The organism is Morganella sp. HSTU-ASny43 (assembly GCF_022819185.1).
Classification (GTDB): Bacteria; Pseudomonadota; Gammaproteobacteria; order Enterobacterales; family Enterobacteriaceae; genus Morganella; species Morganella morganii.
In genome coordinates this window covers 1-17,290 of record NZ_WSPG01000010.1, presented here as the reverse complement: position 1 = coordinate 17,290, position 17,290 = coordinate 1, and the positions used below count along the sequence as shown (strand labels likewise).

The window sequence follows — 17,290 nt, the reverse complement described above, 5'->3', positions numbered from 1 at the left end:
ATGAGTGTGATAATCACCGGGGGCGGAATGACCGGCGCAACACTGGCGCTGGCACTTTCCCGCCTCAGTCACGGCAGGCTTCCCGTTGCACTGGCGGAAGCCAGATTACCGGATGACCATCATCCGGGGTTTGATGCGCGGGCGATTGCCCTGGCATACGGTACCTGTCAGCGGCTGGAGAAAATCGGGCTGTGGTCCGCCCTGAAAGCGCATGCGGCGCCGATTACCCGGGTGCATGTGTCTGATCAGGGGCATACCGGCTGTGTGAATATTACCGCCGGTGATTATGATATTGATGCGCTCGGACAGGTGATTGAGCTGTATGATGCCGGGCAAACCCTGTTTGCCGAACTGGCAAAAGCCGAAAATGTCACGTTGTATTGTCCGGACAGCGTAAAAAGCATTACCCGTACAATGGATTCGGTCAGTGTTCAGCTGGACAGCGGCAAAACACTGAACGGTCAGGTTCTGATCGCGGCGGACGGCAGTCACTCTGCGGTCGCGCAACAATGCGGTATGCAGTGGAGCGACACCCCGTATGAGCAGGTGGCGGTGATTGCCAATGTGATGACAGAATTGGATCCGCAGGGGCGGGCGTTTGAGCGTTTCACCCCGCAGGGGCCGCTGGCCATGCTGCCGATGACAGAAGGGCGCAGTTCGCTGGTCTGGTGTCACCGTGCAGAGCATGCGGAAGCCGTGCGTGAATGGGATGATGAGACTTTCTGCCGCGAATTGCAGAAAGCCTTTGGCTGGCAACTGGGCAAAATTGTCACTGCCGGTGCCCGTCACTGTTATCCGCTGACTCTGAGTGCCGCGCACTCTCAGATTTCCCACCGCCTGGCGCTGGTGGGTAACGCCTCGCAGACACTCCATCCGATCGCCGGCCAGGGTTTTAACCTGGGAATGCGTGACGTGATGGCACTGGCGGAGGTTATCAGTCAGGCGTTTTTATCACAGGAAGATATTGGTCAGTACCGTGTGCTGATGCAATATCATGCCGCCCGTGAGGCTGACCGGCAGGCGACAATGACCCTGACCGACAGCCTGGTGCGCCTTTTCTCCAACAGTTGCTTCCCGCTGGCCGCCGGACGGAATGCCGGTCTGATGGCAATGGAAATGCTGCCGTTTCTGCGCAACCGGCTGGCAAAACAGACTCTCGGCTGGGTCGCGCAGCCGCTTAACACCGCCACGGAAAGAGGATAAACAATGCAGTCATATGATGTGGTAATTGCCGGTGGCGGCATGGTCGGGCTGGCACTGGCCTGTGGTCTGCACGGCTGCGGGCTGCGTATCGCCGTGATTGAAAAGCAGGCGCCGGATACCCGTTTTGATCCGCAGGCGCCGTTTGCTGTCCGGGTCTCCGCCATCAACAGTGCCAGTGAGCGCTTACTGGGGCGACTGGGTGTCTGGCAGGATATTCTGGCAAAACGCGCGGCACCGTATCAGGGCATGGAAGTGTGGGATAACGACAGCTTTGGCCGTATTGCGTTCAGCGCGGCGGAAGCCCATTGTGAACACCTTGGTCATATCATTGAGAACGATGTGATCCGCAACGCGCTCTGGGAGCGGGTGCAAAAGCTGTCTGATGTAACACTGCTCACCGGTACGCAAATCCGTCAGGTGGTGTGGGGCGAAAACGATGCCTTTATCACCCTGGAAAATGACGACATGCTCACGACCCGCTTAGTGGCCGGGGCAGACGGTGCAAATTCCTGGCTGCGTCAGCATGCGGATATCCCGGTTTCGTTTTGGGATTATGAGCATCACGCGCTGGTCGCCACCATCCGCACAGAACTGCCGCATGAGAATGTGGCGCGTCAGGTTTTCCACGGCGACGGCATTCTGGCATTTCTGCCGCTGCCGGATGCACATCACTGCTCAATTGTCTGGTCTCTGCCCGGACTGACAGCACAGCACTGTCTGGATCTGGATGATGCTGCGTTTAACCATAAACTGGCAGCGGCGTTTGATCTGCGCCTCGGGCTGTGTGAAGTGGTCAGTGAGCGGCGGGCAATCCCGCTGACCGGACGTTATGCCCGTCAGTTCGCCGCGCCGCGTCTGGCGCTGCTGGGCGATGCGGCTCACACCATTCATCCGCTGGCCGGACAGGGTGTTAACCTCGGTTTTATGGATGTGGCAGAGCTGATTGGCGAAATCCGCCGTCTGACGGCTGAAGGCAAAGATATCGGTAACTATTTCTGGCTGCGCCGTTTTGAGCGCCGCCGCAAGCAGAGTGCCGCAATGATGCTGGCCGGAATGCAGGGTTTCCGTGAACTGTTCGACGGCAGCAATCCGGTGAAAAAACTGGTCCGTGATGTCGGTCTGGTGCTGGCAGACACACTGCCGGGCGTGAAACCGGCGCTGCTGCGCCATGCCCGCGGACTGAGTGATATGCCGGACTGGCTGCGTGAACCGAAGCCGGCATCAGCTGAAAAAATCTAATTTAAGGGCTTTTTTCACATTAGTTTTATTCATAATGCACTAAAAATTAACCGGTCGATCCGGCCGGTGTTTTAGTGCATTCCCGCCGCTTAATTCAAAACTATCACCTGTTAATGCTTTTTTGCGCCTCAGGGCTCAGAATGGCAGATGAAAAATCTGCATACTGACGGCTCGTATTTTTCCGTCCGCGTACACGGTCACAATTTTTTCTTATGGTTACGTTTGTGATTCGGTGATAACGTCAGGAAAAGGGTATCGTTTGCGCGGTACACGCTGCGCACTATGTCTGACTGAAAGGGGATAGAATGGCACAACACACACCACTGTCCGGTGAGCACGTTGCCTGCGGGGCAAAAATGGTGGATTTCCACGGCTGGATGATGCCGCTGCACTACGGCTCCCAGATCGAAGAGCACCACAATGTCCGCAATGACGCCGGTATGTTCGATGTTTCCCATATGACAATCGTGGACTTTCATGGTCCGCAATGTCAGCAGTTCCTCCGTTATCTTCTCGCCAACGATGTGGCAAAACTCACCGAAAAAGGCAAAGCACTGTATACCGGGATGCTCAATGCGTCCGGCGGTGTGATCGATGATCTTATCGTCTATTACTTTGCGGATGATTTTTACCGGCTGGTGGTGAACTCCGCCACCCGTGAAAAAGATCTGGCGTGGATTGACGAACATCGCAAAAACTTTGCGGCTGAGATGACAGTCCGTGATGATTTGGCGATGATTGCTGTTCAGGGGCCGCATGCCAAAGAAAAAGTTGCGACACTGCTGAGTGCGGAACAAAAAGCCGCCGTCGCCGGGATGAAACCGTTTTACGGCGTGCAGAGCGGCGATTATTTCATTGCCACTACCGGGTACACCGGCGAGGAAGGTTATGAAATCGCGCTGCCCGCAGAGCAGGCTGCTGACCTGTGGAAAAAACTGCTGGCCGCCGGGGTGAAACCTGCCGGGTTAGGAGCGCGGGATACCTTACGCCTCGAAGCTGGCATGAATCTTTACAGCCAGGAGATGGACGAAACCGTCAATCCGCTGGCGGCGAATATGGGCTGGACTATTGCCTGGCAGCCGGAAGACCGGAAATTTATCGGCCGTGAGGCACTGGAAAAATTCCGCCGTGACGGCACTGAAAAACAGGTCGGTCTGGTGATGCGCGAAAAAGGCGTACTGCGGGCCGGAATGGAAGTCCGCTTTACTGATGAGCTCGGCAAATTACAGACCGGCGTTATCACCAGCGGAACTTTCTCCCCGTCACTGGGATTCAGTATCGCGCTGGCCCGCGTCCCGCAGGGGATCGGCAATACCGCTATTGTACAGGTGCGCAACCGTGAAGTGCCTGTTGAGGTCGTGAAACCGGGATTTGTCCGTAACGGCAAAGCACTGGTCTGAACATCCGTATTTTATTGTTAAATTTTGAGAAACCCGATAACAGGAGCCGTTGGCGATGAGTAATATACCTGAGAATCTGAAATATACAGAAGATCACGAGTGGGTTCGCCATGAGAGTGGTGATGAGTATGTGGCAGGGATCACTGACTACGCGCAGGAACTGCTGGGCGATGTGGTTTTTGTTGAATTACCGGAAGTGGGTGATGAAATCACGTTTGGTGAGGCATTCGGTACCGTTGAGTCGGTAAAAGCGGCATCTGACCTGTATGCGCCGGTGACCGGCACCGTTATCGCCGTGAACGAAGCACTGGAAGACAGCCCGGAACTGGTAAACAGCGAGCCGTATGAAGGCGGCTGGATGATCCGTATTAAAATCACGGATCCGGATGAGTTTGCCGGTCTGATGGACGCAGCCAAATACGCAGAACTGCAGGCTGAAGAAGAAGACTGACGGATTGCGGAACCCTGTTTGTAAGTAAACAGGGTTTTTTTTCGGGTTTTTATTGAATCAGACAATGTCAGGAACCGGAGAACAATGACTCAAACTTTAACGCAGCTTGAAAACCGGGGTGAATTTGTCCGCCGTCATATCGGCGCATCCCCTGAACAACAGCAGCATATGCTGAAAACGGTCGGTGCGGCATCACTTGAAGATCTCACCCGCCATATTGTCCCTGATGATATTCAGCTGGATATCCCGCCTGCCGTGGGCGAAGGGGCAACCGAACAGGATGCGCTGGCAGAACTGAAAATCATTGCCGGGCTGAATCAGCAATTTACCTCTTACATCGGCCAGGGCTATGCACCGACCATTCTGCCGCCGGTAATTTTACGCAATCTGCTGGAAAATCCGGGCTGGTATACCGCGTACACGCCGTATCAGCCGGAAATCTCCCAGGGCCGCCTGGAAGCACTGCTGAATTTCCAGCAGGTGACTATCGACCTGACCGGTCTGGAGCTGGCATCTGCCTCACTGCTTGATGAAGCGACCGCTGCGGCGGAAGCGATGGCGATGGCAAAACGCGTCAGCAAAAAGAAAAATGCCAACCGCTTTTTCATTGCGGATGACGTGCATCCGCAAACCCTGGATGTGATCCGCACCCGCGCTGAATATTTCGGTTTTGAACTGATAATCGATAGTGCGGAAAAAGCCCTTGATTACGATGATGTGTTCGGTGTGCTGTTGCAGCAGACCGGCACCGGCGGACAGATCCATGATTACCGTGAATTACTGGCACAGTTACATCAGCGTCAGGTGATCACCAGTGTGGCAGCCGATATTATGGCGCTGGTCCTGCTGGAAGCGCCGGGCAAACAGGGCGCGGATATCGTCTTCGGCTCAGCCCAGCGTTTTGGTGTGCCGATGGGCTACGGCGGCCCTCATGCTGCCTTCTTTGCCTGCCGTGATGCTTACAAACGTGCGATGCCGGGCCGTCTTATCGGGGTATCCATTGATGCCGCCGGTAACCGTGCTCTGCGTCTGGCGCTGCAAACCCGCGAACAGCATATCCGCCGTGAAAAAGCGAACTCCAATATCTGTACCTCTCAGGTTCTGCTGGCAAATATCGCCGGGATGTATGCGGTCTACCACGGGCCGGAAGGTTTGAAACGGATTGCCGGCCGCATTCACCGCCTGACCGATATTCTGGCGAAAGCGCTGACAGATGCAGGTCTGCGTCTGCGTAACACCACCTGGTTTGATACTCTGACGATTGAAGTGCAGGACAAAGCTGCCGTTCTGGCCCGTGCCAAAGCGGCGCGTATCAACCTGCGTACCGATCTGCCGGGTGCCGTTGCGGTTACCCTGAGCGAAACCACGCAGCGTGAATGCCTGGAAAATCTGTATGCGGTACTGACCGGACAGGAAGCACTGTGGGATATCGATGCACTCGATGCACAGGTTGCCGCTTCTTCTGAATCCATTCCTGCCGCGCTGCGCCGCGAAGGGGAGATTCTGAAGCATCCGAACTTCCGCCGCTATCACAGCGAAACGGATATGATGCGCTATCTGCACAGTCTGGCCCGCAAAGACCTGGCGCTGGATCAGGCGATGATCCCGCTCGGCTCCTGCACCATGAAACTGAATGCGGCAGCGGAGATGATTCCGATCACCTGGCCGGAATTCGGTAATATGCACCCGTTCTGCCCGCCGGAGCAGGCTCAGGGCTATCATGTGATGATAGAACAGCTCTCCCGCTGGCTGGTGTTGCTGACCGGTTATGACGCCATGTGTATGCAGCCGAACTCCGGCGCACAGGGGGAATACGCCGGGCTGGTGACTATCCGCCGCTATCAGGAAAGCAAAGGTGAAGGGCACCGCACTATCTGTCTGATCCCGCAGTCTGCTCACGGCACTAACCCGGCCTCAGCCAATATGGCGGGGATGGAAGTCGTGGTGGTGGCCTGTGATGAAGACGGTAACATTGATCTGGCGGATTTACGGGCGAAAGCAGAACAGCACAGTGAGAATCTGTCCTGTGTGATGATCACTTATCCGTCCACCCACGGGGTGTATGAAGAGGGTGTGCGCGAAGTCTGTGATATCATTCATGAATTCGGCGGCCAGGTGTATCTGGACGGCGCGAACATGAACGCACAGGTCGGTGTGACTACACCGGGCTTCATCGGCGCGGATGTTTCTCACCTTAACCTGCACAAAACCTTCAGTATTCCGCACGGCGGCGGCGGACCGGGCATGGGGCCGATTGGTGTGAAAAAACACCTCGCACCGTTTGTGCCGGGACACACCATCGTTACCTCTGAGCTGCTGACCTCTCAGGGCGCAGTATCCGCCGCACCGTTCGGCAGTGCCTCCATTCTGCCGATCAGCTGGATGTATATCCGCATGATGGGTGCTCAGGGACTACGTCAGGCCAGCCAGGTGGCGATCCTTAATGCCAACTATATCGCTGCACGACTGAAATCCGCTTACGATGTGCTTTATACCGGCCGTAACGGGTATGTGGCACATGAATGTATTCTGGATATCCGTCCGCTGAAAGCGAAGTTTGGTATTACGGAGATGGATATTGCCAAGCGTCTGATTGACTACGGTTTCCATGCACCGACTATGTCTTTCCCGGTCGGCGGCACACTGATGGTTGAGCCGACAGAGTCCGAAAGCCAGACGCAGCTGGATCGCTTTATTGATGCGATGCTGGGTATCCGTACGGAAATGGAGCGGGTCGGCAGCGGCGAGTGGACAGCGGAAGATAACCCGCTGGTCAATGCCCCGCATATCCAGACTGAACTGGCAGCGGAGTGGTCACACCCGTACAGCCGTGAAGTGGCGGTATTCCCGACTCAGGCAACGCGTGACAACAAATACTGGCCGACGGTTAAACGGCTGGATGATGTCTACGGTGACCGTCACCTTCAGTGCTCCTGTGCACCGATGAGTGATTACGAGTAAACGGTAAACGATAAAGAAAAGGCCGGTTGTGGTAACACAACCGGCCTTTTTTATCAGTGCAGCCAGCCTTTCTGCTTCGCGGTATCCAGTTCGGCACGTAACCACGTCCAGAATGCCGGATGCACATCGGCAATAAACTTCGTGCGGTCAATCACCTGTTCCAGTGAAATGTTGTTTTCCACCCAACTCTGACCGTTGTTGTGCAGATTCATCAGCACCGGCATCACGCGGTCGATCATATTGGCGATACGGGCTTCGCGGGTCTCTGCGGCGTCATACTCATTCCACAGCGCCTGAAACTCATCCGCCTGCGGCTGCGGCAGCAGGCCGAAAATCCGTTTTGCGGCAGCCACTTCTTTTTCCGCAATCGCTTCGCGGGCGGCCAGATCAAAGACCAGCACGTCCCCGGCGTCAATTTCCACCACATCATGCAGCAGTGCCATTTTCAGGATCCGCAGCATATCCGCATCTTCAACATACGGCGCAAACGCCATTGCTGTCATGGCAAAATGCCAGCTGTGTTCAGCGGAGTTTTCCTGACGTTCATTGTTCAGCAGGCGGGTTTTGCGGTAAACGCTTTTGAGCTTATCCAGCTCCATAACAAAGGTGATTAACTGAGAAAAAGGAATGACTTCCTGTGCGGGAACAGCTGATGACATAACAACCTCAATACGGATTTATACAGAATACCTCCGGGCGCAGAGACAGGGTATCTCTGCGCCCGGGGATGACGGGAAATCAGGCTTCTTCAGTAAAGGAGTACGGCAGCGGGAAAAGGCTCAGGCGGCTTTCTTCATCTTCACGGATACGGAAGACAGCATCTTCCTCCGTATCATTATTCATCACAATCTGCACCAGAACGCGGTCATCGCTCAGGCGGACAGCCGCGAGAATGGTACCGGTGCGGCGCCAGTTTTCACCCAGTTGGCGTTCAGCATCATCACCGGCGACTGGCACATGGCGGCTGTGACCAATCAGTGTGAACATGGCGCGTTTGTTGGCACCGCGGAATTTGGCGCGGGCGACCATTTCCTGGCCGGTATAACAGCCTTTCTTAAAGCAGATACCCCGGGGAAGGGATTGCAGATTTGTTGCCTGCGGCAGAAATTCACCGACGGTTGCCGCATCAATTACGGCGTAACCAGCTTCAATATCCAGTGCGGTCCACTGAGTGTCAGACGCGTCCGGCAGAGACAGGGCATCAGATAAAGCACCGGCCTGTTCAGCGGTTTGGATCAGAATAAAACGCCCCTGCGGCAGCGGCAGATACAGCAGCGTGGTGTCATCGCTGCTGACAACCTGAGTGTCCGCATCCGGAACTGTGCTGAAATGTGCCTGTAAGACTTCTGCCGCACCGTGACCGGCGATCCCGGTCAGGACAGCACTATCATCAGCGGCAATCGTCACTTTGGAAAATACCGCGTATTTTTTCAGTTCCGCGAGCTGGGTATCCAGCGCACTGCGGCGGATAAGGTAGGCGTAACCGTCTTTATAATGAAACAGACGCAGATCACTCCACATCTTCCCTTTGGCATCACAATGGGCACACAGCACATGCTGATCATCAGCCATAGCGTCGATATCAGCGGTGACCTGTCCCTGAAGATACTTCTGACTATCCGGGCCGGTGATGGTCACCAGCGCCAGATCGCTGAGGGAAATGCGTGTCAGGGGGAGAGAATCACTCAGTTGCGGGAGTAATGTATTTGTTTCTGTGTTCATGATGTTTTACCTGTCCGGAGAGCTGTGCAATGTATGGTAAAAGAGATAACAGACATTGCAAGAGAATATTATTGACCCTTTGTGTGATGCGGTACGTGCGGAGTGACAATGAAATCCTCAGCTGCGGATTTCATTTATTTTTCCGCCTGAGACGCATTTTTCTCCGGCATGTGCGGCAGACGATTTTCTTTATTGTCAGGGCTTGGTAGGCTACGCTGATATCATCAGTTATGTTTACCGGTCTGATAAACCGCTTCTTATAAAAAGGATATACCGGTGTTAGATATTGAAAATAAAGCCCGCATCCACTGGGCCTGCCGTCGCGGCATGCGGGAGCTGGATATTGCGATTATGCCGTTTTTTCAGCATGAATATGACACGCTGACCGATGCTCAGAAACAGGATTTTGTGCAGTTGCTGAACTGCCCGGACCCGGATCTGTTTAACTGGCTGATGAATAAAGGCCGTCCGGATGATGAGGCGCTGTATCAGATAATCCGGCTGATTCAGGAACGTAATCAGGCACGGATGGCAGCACAGAACGCAGCGTATTATCCGGACTGAGCGGCAGAAAAAGTCATAACCGGTCACAGTTATTTCATAGGAAACCGGGAAGGAATGCCGTATATTTTCCGGCTGACGGACGCGGGATAACCGGGTTCTCAGCCGGACAGCGGGTGCTGTCATTATGTCAGGATACAGAGGGGGCAGACCGGTGGTTTTATGGAAATCAGTATTACGTGTCTCATTTAATACTCAGGTCTTCTCAACACTGATTTACGGTGTGCTGGCGCTGAGTGTATTATTTGCGCCCTGGCCCGGCAGAACCTCATTTATCTGGCTGCCGCTGACATTGCTGCTGATCGCAGGCTGGGGGCGGACACAGTATAAAATCAGCAAACGCGCCGGTCCCGCCAGTCTGCAGAATCAAAACCGGATTTTATGGCGTAAAAGCGAGTGGGAGATCACTAAACCGCCATATATTACCCGGCTGGGTATCCGTCTGCATCTGCGCTCACTGACCTCCGGGCGGCAGAAATACCTGTGGATAGCCTCTGACAGTGTCCCGAAAGAGGCATGGAGCAGCCTTAATCAGCTGCTTTTACAGTACCCGGATATCTGATCGGCCTACAGCAGTTCCTGAACTTCCTCAAGTACCTGCATACACCATGTGGCGATGCGCTCTTCGCTTTCGTCATACTGATTGACATCATCAAGTGCCAGGCCGACAAAGTGTTTGCCGTCCGGGGTCAGGGCTTTCGGGCTGGTGAAGGTATAACCGTCCACCGGCCAGTAACCGGCAAATTTTACCCCGGATGATTGCAGCTGCTGATGCAGATAGCCCAGTGCGTCCAGGAACCAGTCGCTGTAATCCACCTGATCACCCATGCCGTACATAGCGACAATTTTTCCCGATAAATCAAGCTGCGGCAGTTGCTCCCACACCGTCAGCCAGTCTTCCTGGATTTCACCGAAATCCCAGGTCGGAATGCCGAGGATCAGCACCGGGTAGCTTTCCATCAGTTGCAGATCTGTCTCTTTCACATCATGGAGTTCAACGAGATCATCACCTAAAATATCACGGATTTTTTCAGCTGCCATTTCGGTATAGCAGGTGCTGGAACCATAAAAAAGACCAATTTTCATCTGTTTATTCTGCTGTGTATCGGGTAAAAAATGAAAGCCCGCCGCCTCTGTGCGCTGCTTTCATCACAGGATTACGGTATTGTAACAGAAGATAAGTTAATTCTGACACGGGAATTCAAACGGGAGGTCAGCGGTGAAGGACGCCGTACAACACAGCGAAAGTGATGCACTGACAGAGCAGTTTCTTGATACTATCTGGCTGGAACAGAATTTATCGGAAAACACCCTGGCATCCTATCGCCTGGATTTACAGGCACTGGCGGACTGGCTGGCGCCGCAGGATCTGGACTGGTTATCGCTGACCACCCTTGATTTGCAGGCTTTTCTGGCCGGCCGGCTGGATCGCGGTTACAAAGCTACCAGTTCGGCGCGGATGCTCAGCTCGCTGCGCCGGTTTTTCCAGTATTGCTACCGTGAAAAACTGCGGACGGATGACCCGACTATTCAGCTGGCGGCACCCAAACTGCCTGCCCGGCTGCCGAAAGATTTGAGCGAAAGCCAGGTGGATGACCTGCTTGCGGCTCCGGATGTTACCGATCCGCTTGAACTGCGCGATAAAGCCATGCTGGAAGTGCTTTATGCCTGCGGACTGCGCGTGACAGAGCTGGTGTCACTGTCGCTGCCGGATGTCAGTCTGCGCCAGGGCGTGATCCGCGTGATCGGTAAAGGTAATAAAGAGCGTCTGGTGCCGATGGGGGAAGAAGCGGTGTACTGGCTGGAGGTTTATCTGGCACAGGCCAGACCGTCACTGCTGAACGGACAGGCTGCGGACGTGCTGTTCCCGAGCAAACTCGGGCGGCAGATGACGCGGCAGACATTCTGGCACCGCATCAAACACTATGCGGTCGTAGCCGGGATTGCGACTGAAAAACTCTCGCCCCATGTGCTGCGCCATGCCTTTGCCACGCATCTGCTCAATCACGGGGCGGATCTGCGGGTGGTGCAGATGCTGCTGGGGCACAGTGATTTATCCACCACACAAATTTATACCCATGTCGCGACGGAGCGGTTACGCACGCTGCACCAGCAGCACCATCCGCGCGGCTGATAAGGAAACAGTATGCTGAAAATTGTATCATCCGCACTGGCGCTTCTGCTTGTGTTCAGTCACGGCGCGGTTGCCGGGGAAAGCGAAATCAAAGCGGCACTGGGCAAAATGGATATGACCGCCACCATGATCCGCCCGTCACCGGTGCCGGGTGTCTCGGCGGTAGCCACCCCGCAGGGTGTTTTTTATATCAGCGATGACGGCCGTTATCTGCTGCAGGGGCCGATGTTTGATATGAGCGGCAAAACCCCGAAAAATATCACCAATAATGTGCTGCTGGATGAGCTGAACAGCCTGGAAAATGAGATGATCATTTATAAATCTCAGCGCGGCAGCCACGTTATTACTGTCTTTACGGATATCACCTGTCCGTACTGCCTGAAGTTACATAATGAAAATAAGGCGCTGAATGATAAAGGCATTACGGTCCGTTATCTGGCGTTTCCGCGCAAAGGGCCGGATTCAGCTGTCGGCCGGGAAATGCAGTCAGTCTGGTGTAACGGGTTCAAAACCAAAGCGCTGGATAACGCGTTCCGTAATGAACCTATCCCGCAGATAGACAGCTGTAACATTGATATCAGTAAACACTATAATCTCGGCCTGAAATTCGGCATCACCGGCACTCCGGCGATTGTCCTTGAGGACGGAACGCTGATTGCCGGTTACCTGTCAGCGGATAAAATTGCTGAATTAGTAAATAAATAATTAATAGTATAATCAGGTTGTTATGATAAAAACAGAACTCCGCCGCCGTGATGCGGCGGATTACACAGCACTGCTTTCTCCCGATCGCCCCGAACTGTTATGCCGTCTGTATGCTGCCAGAGGAATTACCTCTGCGGAGCAACTGGAGCGCGGTGCACGCGGGCTGCTTAATTACGGTCAGCTTAATGGCATTGACCAGGCCGTTGTACTGCTGAAAGAAGCACTGCACCAGAATCAGCGGATTGTGATTGTCGGCGATTTTGATGCTGACGGCGCGACCAGTACGGCATTGTCGGTCCGTGCACTGCGCCGGATGGGATTCCGGCAGGTGGATTTTCTTGTCCCCAACCGTTTTGAGGACGGCTACGGGCTCAGCGCACAGGTGACAGAGCAGGCCCGCCGCAAAGGGGCGGAGCTGATTATGACAGTGGATAACGGTATTTCCTCTCATGACGGCGTGGCCGCTGCTCATGCTGCCGGGATCCGCGTGATTGTGACTGACCACCATCTGCCGGGAGAGATTCTGCCGCCGGCGGAAGCGATTATTAACCCGAACCTGGCAGACTGCGGATTTCTCTCCAAATCCCTCGCCGGTGTCGGCGTAACCTTTTATCTGATGTCCGCGCTGCGGGCATCACTGCGGGCGGACGACTGGTTCGCACAACAGAATATTGCCGAGCCGAACCTGGCTGAACTGCTTGACCTGGTCGCACTGGGCACAGTGGCAGATGTGGTGCCGCTTGATCAGAACAACCGTATCCTTGTGCATCAGGGGCTGAACCGTATCCGTGCCGGACGCTGCTGTGCCGGGATCACCGCGCTGCTGGAGATCTCCAAACGGCAGGCTCCCGCACTGGTGGCGAGTGACCTGGGTTTTGCGCTCGGACCGCGTCTGAATGCGGCGGGCAGACTGGATGATATGTCAGTCGGTGTTGAACTGCTGCTGACGGATGATATGGCGAAAGCACGCATGCTGGCACATGAACTGGATGGCCTGAACCAGACCCGGCGCGAAATAGAGCAGGGAATGCAGCAGGAGGCCCTGACACTGTTCAGCAAAATTGAGCACAGCACCACGGAAATACCGTCAGGGATAGCTCTGTATCACCCTGAATGGCATCAGGGCGTGGTCGGTATTCTCGCCTCGCGTATCAAAGAGCGTTATCACCGTCCGGTGATTGCCTTTGCTCCTTGCGGTGATGGTCTGCTGAAAGGCTCCGGGCGCTCGGTAAGCGGCCTGCATCTGCGGGATGTGCTCGAGCGGCTTGATACGCTCAATCCGGGAATGATGGCCGCATTCGGCGGCCATGCGATGGCGGCCGGGCTTTCTCTGCCGGAATCGTATTTCCCTGATTTTCAGCATAAATTTGCCGCGCTGGTGGATGATATGATTGACCCCGGCTTGCTGCACGGGGTTATCTGGAGCGACGGCGTGCTGTCACCGCAGGATATGACACTGGAAACCGCTGGTTTGCTGCGTGAAGGCGGGCCGTGGGGGCAGGGGTTCCCGGAGCCGTTGTTTGACGGCACATTCCGGCTGCTGCAACAGCGCATCGTCGGCGAAAAACATCTGAAAGTGATGATTGAACCGGAAGGCGGCGGTCCGCTGCTCGACGGAATCGCCTTTAATGTGGATGTAAATTACTGGCCGGACAACAGTGTGCAGCGGGTTCGTCTCGCGTATAAACTGGATGTGAATGAGTTCCGTGGACAGCGCAGTGTGCAGTTACTGATAGAACATATCTGGCCGGATTAATTTTAGTCCGAAAGGGGGTTGCGGTGCTGTCATGATGAGCGGATTTTCGCTACAATGTGCAGTTCTCACATTATTACCTGACAATCAACAAAAGATAAAAAGACATGTTTGAAATTAACCCGGTAAAAAATCAGATCCAGGATTTGACTGAGCGTACTTCGGTGCTTCGGGGGTATCTTTGACTACGATGCCAAGAAAGAGCGCTTAGAAGAAGTTAACGCCGAGCTGGAACAGCCTGACGTCTGGAACGAACCTGAACGTGCCCAGGCACTCGGTAAGGAACGCGCCTCTCTGGAAGCCATCGTGGAAACCATTGATGACCTTGACCAGGGGCTTGAGGATGTCAGCGGTCTGCTGGAACTCGCCGTCGAAGCGGATGACGAAGAGACCTTTAACGAAGCTGTTGAAGAGCTGAAGGGACTGGAAGACAAACTCGGTCAGCTGGAATTCCGCCGGATGTTCTCCGGTGAATATGACAGCGCTGACTGCTACCTTGATCTCCAGGCCGGTTCCGGTGGTACAGAAGCTCAGGACTGGGCAAGCATGCTGCTGCGTATGTATCTGCGCTGGGCAGAAAGCCGCGGCTTTAAAACCGAAATTATTGAAGAATCTGACGGCGACGTGGCCGGTCTGAAATCGGCAACGGTTAAGATCATGGGCGAATACGCCTACGGCTGGCTGCGCACCGAAACCGGCGTTCACCGCCTGGTGCGCAAGAGCCCGTTTGACTCCGGCGGCCGCCGCCATACCTCGTTCAGTTCCGCGTTTATCTATCCGGAAGTGGACGATGACATTGATATTGAAATCAATCCGGCGGATATCCGTATTGACGTTTACCGCGCCTCCGGTGCCGGTGGTCAGCACGTGAACAAAACGGAATCTGCGGTGCGTCTTACCCATATTCCGACCGGTATCGTCACACAATGTCAGAATGACCGCTCGCAGCATAAGAATAAAGATCAGGCTTTCCGTCAGATGAAAGCAAAACTTTATGAATATGAAATGCAGAAGAAAAACGCCGATAAACAAGAAATGGAAGATAACAAATCCGACATCGGCTGGGGCAGTCAGATCCGTTCTTATGTACTTGATGATTCCCGTATTAAAGATCTCCGTACCGGTGTGGAAACCCGCAATACGCAGGCTGTATTAGACGGCGATCTGGATAAATTTATTGAGGCCAGCTTAAAAGCGGGTTTATAAGGATTAAAAATGTCACAAGATCAACACAGTGCTGAGCAGGCACCTGATTTAAATAACGAATTAAAAACACGCCGTGAAAAACTGGCACAGTTGCGTGAGAAAGAAGCCGTTGCATTCCCGAATGATTTCCGCCGTGACGCGGTATCCGGTGAGCTGCATGAAAAATATGGTGAAAAAAGCGCGGAAGAGCTGGAAGCCCTGAATATCGAAGTGGCGATTGCCGGCCGTATGATGACCCGCCGTATCATGGGTAAAGCCTCTTTTGCCACCTTACAGGACACTGCGGGCCGTATTCAGATTTACGTTTCCCGTGATGATCTGGCTGAAGGCGTGTACAACGAATCCTTTAAAAAATGGGATCTGGGCGATATCCTCGCGGCGCGCGGTAAGTTATTTAAAACCAAAACCGGCGAACTGACTGTCCACTGCACTGAAGTCCGTCTGCTGACCAAAGCACTGCGTCCGTTACCGGATAAATTCCACGGTCTGAGTGACCAGGAAACCCGCTACCGCCAGCGTTATCTGGATCTGATCGCCAACGATGAATCCCGTCATACCTTTGCGGTGCGTTCACGTATTCTGGCTGAAATCCGTAAGTTTATGGTGAACAAAGGGTTTATGGAAGTGGAAACTCCGATGATGCAGGTGATTCCGGGCGGGGCAAGTGCGCGTCCGTTTGTTACCCATCATAATGCGCTGGATATCGATATGTATCTGCGTATTGCGCCGGAGCTGTATCTGAAGCGTCTGGTGGTCGGTGGTTTTGAGCGCGTGTTTGAAATCAACCGTAACTTCCGTAACGAAGGGGTTTCCCCGCGTCACAACCCGGAATTCACCATGATGGAACTTTATATGGCATATGCCGATTATAAAGACCTGATTGTACTGACCGAAGAGCTGTTCCGCACCATCGCTCAGGATGTGCTGGGTAACCCGGTCGTGAAATACGGTGACCAGGAATTCGATTTCGGCAAACCGTTTGCCAAACTCACCATGAAAGAAGCAATCTGCAAATATCGTCCGGAAACCAACATGGCTGATCTGGATGATATGGATAAAGCGGTTGCTATCGCGAAATCCCTGAACATCAAAATTGAAAAATCATGGGGTCTGGGCCGCGTACAGTGTGAAATCTTCGAGGAAGTGGCAGAAAGCCATCTGATCCAGCCGACATTCATCATTGAATATCCGGCAGAAGTCTCTCCGCTGGCGCGTCGTAATGACGACAATCCGTTTATTACTGACCGCTTTGAATTCTTTATCGGCGGCCGCGAAATCGGTAACGGTTTCTCCGAGCTGAACGATGCGGAAGATCAGGCAGAACGTTTTGCCGAGCAGGTCCGCCAGAAAGACGCTGGTGATGACGAAGCGATGTTCTATGACGAAGACTATGTTGTCGCGCTGGAGCACGGTCTGCCGCCGACAGCGGGTCTGGGTATCGGGATCGACCGCATGGTCATGCTGTTTACTGACAGCCATACCATCCGTGACGTTATCCTGTTCCCTGCGATGCGTCCGGGCAAATAATTGCTGCAGTAAATGAACACGGAGCCTCACAAATTTGTGGGGCTTTTTTTTCACTATCCTCTTGATAAACAAGATGACCGGCGTATAATCTCACACATCCTGACGCGGGCGTAGTTCAATGGCAGAACGAGAGCTTCCCAAGCTCTATACGAGGGTTCGATTCCCTTCGCCCGCTCCAGTTTTCTTCGTTAACTTCCTGTGTTATCAAATATTCCGGCAACTGAATCTCTCCGGTGCATCTCATCCCGTATGTCTGAAACTCTGATTCAGCCACACATGTGTCTGTGTCAGCATAATGGCGCTTGTCATTGCGCTCCGGCTTCGTACTGTTTTATATATTTACCGGCCCGGAGAAATATTGTGACTGAAATGAATAATTATTCAAAAATAATACTTTATTAATTTTACGAGTTTCCCGGTCATAAAAT

General features: G+C 53.8%; 15 protein-coding genes and 1 tRNA gene. 13 read left to right on the top strand and 3 right to left on the bottom strand.

The features are described 5' to 3' along the window. The 5 genes from ubiH to gcvP all read left to right on the top strand — a co-directional run bounded on the left by ubiH (position 1) and on the right by gcvP (position 7,254). Complete coding sequence (gene ubiH / locus GN208_RS07215) at positions 1-1,203, top strand: 2-octaprenyl-6-methoxyphenyl hydroxylase (RefSeq protein ID WP_004238343.1); 1,203 nt, start codon at positions 1-3, stop codon at positions 1,201-1,203. Positions 1,204-1,206: 3 nt separating this feature from the next. Then, positions 1,207-2,442, top strand: coding sequence for an FAD-dependent 2-octaprenylphenol hydroxylase (ubiI, locus tag GN208_RS07210; protein WP_004238342.1), 1,236 nt, complete (start codon positions 1,207-1,209; stop codon positions 2,440-2,442). A 305-nt stretch (positions 2,443-2,747) separates the two neighbouring features. Next, positions 2,748-3,842 carry a glycine cleavage system aminomethyltransferase GcvT gene (gene gcvT / locus GN208_RS07205; RefSeq protein ID WP_004238341.1) on the top strand — a complete coding sequence of 365 codons (1,095 nt, stop codon included), beginning with the start codon at positions 2,748-2,750 and terminating at the stop codon, positions 3,840-3,842. A 55-nt stretch (positions 3,843-3,897) separates the two neighbouring features. Further along, positions 3,898-4,293 (top strand): glycine cleavage system protein GcvH, encoded by a 396-nt coding sequence (gene gcvH / locus GN208_RS07200; protein WP_004238339.1) that lies wholly within the window; start codon positions 3,898-3,900, stop codon positions 4,291-4,293. Positions 4,294-4,377: 84 nt separating this feature from the next. Then, complete coding sequence (gcvP, locus tag GN208_RS07195; protein WP_243828322.1) at positions 4,378-7,254, top strand: aminomethyl-transferring glycine dehydrogenase; 2,877 nt, start codon at positions 4,378-4,380, stop codon at positions 7,252-7,254. Positions 7,255-7,307: 53 nt separating this feature from the next. Here the strand turns inward: gcvP and GN208_RS07190 are convergent, their stop codons facing one another. Both GN208_RS07190 and ygfZ read right to left on the bottom strand, forming a co-directional pair. Then, on the bottom strand, positions 7,308-7,913 hold the full coding sequence (locus GN208_RS07190; RefSeq protein WP_004238337.1) for an HD domain-containing protein: 606 nt from the start codon (positions 7,911-7,913) through the stop codon (positions 7,308-7,310). A gap of 79 nt (positions 7,914-7,992) precedes the next feature. Further along, complete coding sequence (gene ygfZ / locus GN208_RS07185; RefSeq protein ID WP_004238336.1) at positions 7,993-8,976, bottom strand: tRNA-modifying protein YgfZ; 984 nt, start codon at positions 8,974-8,976, stop codon at positions 7,993-7,995. Between the two features lie 276 nt (positions 8,977-9,252). Here ygfZ and sdhE point away from each other — a divergent pair, with 276 nt between their 5' ends. Further along, complete coding sequence (gene sdhE / locus GN208_RS07180) at positions 9,253-9,540, top strand: FAD assembly factor SdhE (protein WP_004240904.1); 288 nt, start codon at positions 9,253-9,255, stop codon at positions 9,538-9,540. 151 nt (positions 9,541-9,691) lie between these two features. Further along, complete coding sequence (locus GN208_RS07175) at positions 9,692-10,099, top strand: protein YgfX (protein ID WP_004240903.1); 408 nt, start codon at positions 9,692-9,694, stop codon at positions 10,097-10,099. A 5-nt stretch (positions 10,100-10,104) separates the two neighbouring features. Here the strand turns inward: GN208_RS07175 and fldB are convergent, their stop codons facing one another. Continuing rightward, positions 10,105-10,623 carry a flavodoxin FldB gene (gene fldB, locus GN208_RS07170; RefSeq protein WP_243828321.1) on the bottom strand — a complete coding sequence of 173 codons (519 nt, stop codon included), beginning with the start codon at positions 10,621-10,623 and terminating at the stop codon, positions 10,105-10,107. A 133-nt stretch (positions 10,624-10,756) separates the two neighbouring features. On the opposite strand from fldB, the gene xerD reads away from it, so the two are divergent. From xerD to GN208_RS07140, 6 genes are all read left to right on the top strand, one after another. Further along, the gene (gene xerD / locus GN208_RS07165; RefSeq protein WP_004240901.1) at positions 10,757-11,671 is read left to right on the top strand and encodes a site-specific tyrosine recombinase XerD; all 915 of its coding nucleotides are present in this window, start codon (positions 10,757-10,759) and stop codon (positions 11,669-11,671) included. A gap of 12 nt (positions 11,672-11,683) precedes the next feature. Further along, complete coding sequence (gene dsbC, locus GN208_RS07160) at positions 11,684-12,376, top strand: bifunctional protein-disulfide isomerase/oxidoreductase DsbC (protein WP_004238330.1); 693 nt, start codon at positions 11,684-11,686, stop codon at positions 12,374-12,376. A gap of 22 nt (positions 12,377-12,398) precedes the next feature. Continuing rightward, entirely contained in the window at positions 12,399-14,132 is a 1,734-nt protein-coding gene (gene recJ, locus GN208_RS07155; protein ID WP_004238327.1) for a single-stranded-DNA-specific exonuclease RecJ, read from the top strand. A gap of 104 nt (positions 14,133-14,236) precedes the next feature. After that, positions 14,237-15,335, top strand: a protein-coding gene (gene prfB / locus GN208_RS07150) for a peptide chain release factor 2 (RefSeq protein WP_096862115.1) whose coding sequence is annotated in 2 segments (ribosomal slippage) — positions 14,237-14,311 and positions 14,313-15,335 — 1,098 coding nt in all. Because the reading frame shifts where the segments join, the coding sequence is not laid out codon by codon here. Between the two features lie 9 nt (positions 15,336-15,344). Beyond that, complete coding sequence (lysS, locus tag GN208_RS07145; RefSeq protein ID WP_004238325.1) at positions 15,345-16,862, top strand: lysine--tRNA ligase; 1,518 nt, start codon at positions 15,345-15,347, stop codon at positions 16,860-16,862. Positions 16,863-16,966: 104 nt separating this feature from the next. Continuing rightward, positions 16,967-17,040, top strand: a tRNA-Gly gene (locus GN208_RS07140). Positions 17,041-17,290: the final 250 nt, after the last annotated feature.

Bases quoted from the DNA above. Each gene is read 5' to 3' on its own strand.
- ubiH (WP_004238343.1), top strand. From the start codon at position 1: ATGAGTGTGATAATCACCGGGGGCGGAATGACCGGCGCAACACTGGCG.
- ubiI (WP_004238342.1), top strand. From the start codon at position 1,207: ATGCAGTCATATGATGTGGTAATTGCCGGTGGCGGCATGGTCGGGCTG.
- gcvT (WP_004238341.1), top strand. From the start codon at position 2,748: ATGGCACAACACACACCACTGTCCGGTGAGCACGTTGCCTGCGGGGCA.
- gcvH (WP_004238339.1), top strand. From the start codon at position 3,898: ATGAGTAATATACCTGAGAATCTGAAATATACAGAAGATCACGAGTGG.
- gcvP (WP_243828322.1), top strand. From the start codon at position 4,378: ATGACTCAAACTTTAACGCAGCTTGAAAACCGGGGTGAATTTGTCCGC.
- GN208_RS07190 (WP_004238337.1), bottom strand. From the start codon at position 7,913: ATGTCATCAGCTGTTCCCGCACAGGAAGTCATTCCTTTTTCTCAGTTA.
- ygfZ (WP_004238336.1), bottom strand. From the start codon at position 8,976: ATGAACACAGAAACAAATACATTACTCCCGCAACTGAGTGATTCTCTC.
- fldB (WP_243828321.1), bottom strand. From the start codon at position 10,623: ATGAAAATTGGTCTTTTTTATGGTTCCAGCACCTGCTATACCGAAATG.
- dsbC (WP_004238330.1), top strand. From the start codon at position 11,684: ATGCTGAAAATTGTATCATCCGCACTGGCGCTTCTGCTTGTGTTCAGT.
- recJ (WP_004238327.1), top strand. From the start codon at position 12,399: ATGATAAAAACAGAACTCCGCCGCCGTGATGCGGCGGATTACACAGCA.
- lysS (WP_004238325.1), top strand. From the start codon at position 15,345: ATGTCACAAGATCAACACAGTGCTGAGCAGGCACCTGATTTAAATAAC.